The 1692-nt window shown below is 69.6% G+C and carries 1 protein-coding gene; it reads right to left on the reverse strand.

Going from position 1 to position 1692, the window contains the following annotated elements; genetic code table 11:
- Positions 1-83: 83 nt before the first annotated feature.
- Positions 84-1692: efflux RND transporter permease subunit (locus tag FJ108_18555; GenBank protein MBM4337895.1), on the reverse strand; the 1609-nt coding region annotated here is incomplete at its 5' end.

Genomic DNA, 1692 nt, shown 5'->3' on the forward strand with positions numbered 1-1692 from the left:
GGGGTCAACAAGCCTCCTGAAAGTCCGGGTGGTTCAGGAGAGAGCGGTCCTGCGTGTGCGTGACCTCGAGCGACTCCTCGATCTCACCGCGTCTCCGCCTCGCGCAGGCCGAGCGCGCACAGCGCGGGCAGGAAGAGGAGCGTTACGGCGGTGCCCGCGAGGACTCCGCCGATCAGCACGAGCGCCAGCTCCGACCAGAACACCGAGAACGTGAGCGGCACGAATGCAAGCGCGGCGGCCAGCGCCGTCAGCACCACCGGCCGAGCGCGCCGCACGGTGGCCTCGAGGATCGCCTCGTCCACGGGCGCGCCCGCGCGCCGGTTCTGATCGATCTGGTCGGTGAGCATCAGCGTGTTGCGCATCAGGATCCCACCGATGCCGATCAGACCCAGGATCGCGTTGAAGCCGAACGGCTGACCGGTGATCAGCAGCGTCGGAACGGCGCCGATCAGTCCGAGCGGCGCGGTCGCGAACACCAGCCACATCATGCGCATCGAGCGCACCTGCAGGATGATCACGAGCAACATCGCCAGAGTCATGATCGGGAACAGCTGGAACAGCGCTTGATTCGCCTTGCCGCTCTCCTCGACCGGACCGCCGATCTCGATGCGGTAGCCGTCGGGAAGGCGCTCGATCAGCTCGTCGAGCTGCGCGAACACCGCCAGCTCGACGTCGGGCGGCTGCGTGCCCTCGGCGATGTCCGCGCGCACCTCGATCGTAGCCTCGCGGTTGCGCCGCTTCAGGACGGGGTCCTCCATCGTGGGGACGAAGGCGCCCGCCTGCTCGAGCGGGATCGACACGCCGAAGTGGTTGGTGATCGTGAGATCCCCGATGGTCTCGAGGCTCTCGCGCTGCGCGTGGATGGCGCGCGCCAGCACCGGCACGGTGCGGATGCCGTCGCGCACCTCGGTGATCGCATTGCCGGTGAGCAGCGCGTTCACCTGCAGCTTCACGTCCGCCGGCGTGAAGCCCAGCAGCCGCAGCCGGTCCTGGTCGAGCACCAGGCGGTAGGCGCTCGCGCGCTCGCCCCAGTCGAGGAATGCGTCGCGCACATCGGGGTGACCGGACGCGATCCGACGCACGCTCTCGGCGATCTCGCGCACGCGCTCCGTCGACGGCCCGGACACGCGAAACACCACCGGGAAGGGAACCGGTGGGCCGAACACGAGCTGCGTGACTCGCACGCGCGCGTCCGGAAACTCACCCGCAGCGATGCGCGCGCGCATGCGCTGCTTCAGCCGGTCGCGTGCCGCAGCGTCTGCCGTCTGTACGATCAGCTTTGCGAACGCCGGATCAGGACGCTCGGGGTTCAGCGACAGGAAGAAGCGCGGCGCGCCCGCGCCGACGTAGGCGTCGACGAGCTGGGTGTCGGGCTCCTCGAGCAGCGCCGCTTCGACACGGGCGACCACGGCCTCGGTGCGCTTGAAGGCGCTGCCGTGCGGCAGGTAGACCTCGACGATCAGCTCCGAGCGGTCCGAGTTGGGGAAGAACTGCTTCTTCACCAGGCCAAGACCTAGCCCGGCGACGGCCGAGGCGAGCACGGTCGCGCCGACCACGGCGCGCCGCCGCTCGACGCACCATCGCACCAGACGGCGCAGGCGCTGATAGCTCGGGCTGGCGTAGATCGCGTCGTGCCCGCCCGCAACGACCGGAATCTGCGGCAGCAGCTTCACGCCGAGGTAGGGCGTGGGG

The sequence above is a fragment of the Deltaproteobacteria bacterium genome, from assembly GCA_016875225.1.
Taxonomy (GTDB): domain Bacteria; phylum Myxococcota_A; class UBA9160; order SZUA-336; family SZUA-336; genus VGRW01.